The 2,868-nt window shown below is 71.3% G+C and carries 3 protein-coding genes; 1 reads left to right on the top strand and 2 read right to left on the bottom strand.

Annotated elements, in window-relative coordinates; all coding sequences use genetic code 11:
• Positions 1-201: 201 nt before the first annotated feature.
• Together meaB and JWQ91_RS10700 are read right to left on the bottom strand one after the other, a co-directional pair.
• Positions 202-1,137: a methylmalonyl Co-A mutase-associated GTPase MeaB gene (meaB, locus tag JWQ91_RS10705; RefSeq protein WP_297783490.1), complete on the bottom strand. Its 936-nt coding sequence runs from the start codon at positions 1,135-1,137 to the stop codon at positions 202-204.
• Between the two features lie 40 nt (positions 1,138-1,177).
• Complete coding sequence (locus JWQ91_RS10700; protein WP_297783487.1) at positions 1,178-2,368, bottom strand: acetyl-CoA C-acetyltransferase; 1,191 nt, start codon at positions 2,366-2,368, stop codon at positions 1,178-1,180.
• A 133-nt stretch (positions 2,369-2,501) separates the two neighbouring features.
• On the opposite strand from JWQ91_RS10700, the gene JWQ91_RS10695 reads away from it, so the two are divergent.
• A partial coding sequence (locus JWQ91_RS10695) for a VOC family protein (protein WP_297783484.1) occupies positions 2,502-2,868 on the top strand: 367 nt, incomplete at its 3' end.

Raw genomic sequence — 2,868 nt, 5'->3', positions numbered from 1 at the left:
ACACGCCGATCTGCCGGAACGCGTCCATGATCGCGCCGAAGGCGTCCCCGACCACCTCGGCGGCGTCGGCAGGGGTCGTCAGCAGGTAGTAGAGCGCGAACCCGATGACGAGCAGCAGGATGACCTTCTTGAGCACGCCACCATTGTGGCCGGGGGACGGCGCCGTCCCCTGCAGGCGCGCCGCATCGGCGCGTCCGCGGATCAGACCTGCTCGACCACGGTGTCGGCCGCCGCGTAGGGGTCGGTCTCCCCCGCGAGGACCTGCGCGGCGAGGGCGTCGAGACGCGCGTCGCCGGACAGGTCGGCGAAGCGCGACTGCACCTCGGCGAGAGCCAGCGCCTCGATCTCGCGGCGGAGCCGGGCCAGGCGCCGCCGCTCGAGCTCGCCGCTGTCCTGCAGGTGAGCAAGGTGCGCGGCGATCTCCCCGGCCACCTCGTCCACACCCTCGCCGGTCGTCGCGACCGTCAGCACGATGGGCGGCTTCCAGGCGCCGTCAGCCCGGTCGGTCATCGAGATCACCGACCGGAGCTCGCGCCGGGTCGTGGCCGCCCCGTCACGGTCGGCCTTGTTGATCACGAACACGTCGCCGATCTCGAGGATGCCGGCCTTGGCCGCCTGGATGCCGTCGCCCATGCCGGGCGCGAGCAGCACAAGGGTGGTGTCGGCGAGGCCGGAGATCTCGACCTCGGACTGCCCGACGCCGACGGTCTCGACCAGCACCACGTCGCAGCCGGCGGCGTCCAGGACACGCAGGGCCTGCGGCGCGGACGCGGACAGCCCGCCGAGGTGACCGCGACTGGCCATCGAGCGGATGTAGACGCCGTCGTCGGTCGCGTGGTCCTGCATCCGGACGCGGTCCCCCAGCAGGGCGCCACCGGAGAACGGCGAGGTGGGATCGACCGCCAGGACGCCGACCCGCTTGCCCTGCGCTCGCAGGGCCGACACGAGCGCCGAGGTGGACGTCGACTTGCCGACGCCGGGTGAGCCGGTGATCCCGACGATGTGCGCGCCGCCGGCCAGCGGCGTCAGGGCGGCGCTGACCTCCCGCAGGGCCGGCGACCGGTCCTCGACCAACGAGATCAGTCGCGCCACCGCCCGGGGCTCGCCGGCCCGGGCTCGTTCCACGAGCTCGGGCACCGGGACGGTGGCGCGACTGCCTCTCGACACTGCTCGGGTACTACTTCTTCGGGACGCGGACGATCAGGGCGTCGCCCTGGCCGCCGCCGCCGCACAACGCGGCCGCGCCGACGCCGCCGCCACGGCGGCCGAGCTCGAGCGCGAGGTGCAGCACGAGGCGGGCTCCGCTGGCGCCGATGGGGTGACCCAGCGCGATCGCGCCACCGTTGACGTTGACGACGTCCTCGCTGATGCCCAGCTCGCCGGTGCTGGCGATGCCCACCGCGGCGAACGCCTCGTTGATCTCGACCAGGTCGAGGTCGGCGGGCGTGATGCCCTCCTTCTCGCACGCCTGGACGATGGCGTTGGCCGGCTGGCTCTGCAGGCTCGAGTCGGGACCCGCGACGGTGCCGGCGGCGCCGATCTCGGCGATCCACGACAGGCCCAGCTCCTCGGCCTTGGCCTTGCTCATGACGACGACCGCGGCGGCGCCGTCGGAGATCTGGCTGGCCGAGCCGGCCGTGATGGTGCCGCTCCTGTCGAACGCCGGACGCAGCTTGCCGAGCGACTCGGTCGTCGTGTCGCCACGCACGCCCTCGTCGGCCGCGACGACGATCGGGTCGCCCTTGCGGGTCGGGATCTCGACGGGGACGATCTCCTCGTCGAAGACGCCGTTCTTCTGCGCCTCGGCGGCCTTCTGGTGCGAGGCGGCGCTGAACGCGTCCTGCTGCTCACGGGTGAACTTCTGCTTCTCGGCGTTGATCTGCTCGGTCAGGCCGCCCATGGCCTGGTCGGTCAGCGCGTCCCACAGACCGTCAGCGGCCATGTGGTCGACGAGCTTGGTGTCGCCGTACTTGGTGCCCTCACGCGAGCCCAGCAGCATGTGCGGCGCCTGCGTCATCGACTCCTGGCCACCGGCGACGACGATGTCGAACTCACCGGCACGGATCAGCTGGTCGGCCAGGGCGATCGCGTTGAGGCCCGACAGGCAGACCTTGTTGATCGTCAGGGCCGGGACGTTGAGCGGGATGCCACCCTTGTGGGCTGCCTGGCGGGCGGGGATCTGGCCAGCGCCGGCCTGCAGGACCTGGCCCATGATGACGTAGTCGACCTGGTCGCCCGAGACACCGGCCTTCTCGAGGGCGCCCTTGATCGCGAGACCTCCGAGATCGGATCCGGAGAGGGTCTTGAGGCCGCCGAGGAGGCGACCGATCGGGGTGCGTGCACCGGCGACGATGACGGACTGGGTCATGAGAGGAGCTCCTTCGAAGACAGCCTTGGAGAAAGACAGTGGTCTCCACTTTACGCAGAAGTAACCTCGCTGGGACCTGGGTGTGCGATGGATCACCCGGTGTCCCCCTCGGGCGTGCCATACCCTCGTCTGCATGACGACCCCGCTGGTCCCCGACCACCTCCTGCTCACGATCGACCACGTCGGCATCGCGGTCCCCGACCTCGACGACGCGCTCGAGTTCTACGCCTCGACGTTCGGCCTGCACTCGGTGCACGAGGAGGTCAACGAGGAGCAGGGCGTCCGCGAGGCGATGCTCGCCGTCGGCGAGTCCGACACCCGCATCCAGCTGCTCGCCCCCCTGAGCGAGGAGTCGACGATCGCCAAGTTCATCGCCCGCAACGGGCAGGGCATCCAGCAGCTCGCCTACCGCGTGGCCGACATCGACGCCGTCTCGGCGACGCTGCGCGAGCGCGGTGTGCGCCTGCTCTACGACTCCCCCAAGCGGGGCACGTCGGACA

Origin of the sequence: Aeromicrobium sp., from assembly GCF_025965075.1 — a bacterium.
Taxonomy (GTDB): domain Bacteria; phylum Actinomycetota; class Actinomycetes; order Propionibacteriales; family Nocardioidaceae; genus Aeromicrobium.
This window is presented reverse-complemented; position numbering and strand designations above follow the sequence as displayed.

Coding starts and splice junctions, on each gene's coding strand:
- JWQ91_RS10700 (WP_297783487.1), bottom strand. CDS start 2,368: ATGACCCAGTCCGTCATCGTCGCCGGTGCACGCACCCCGATCGGTCGC.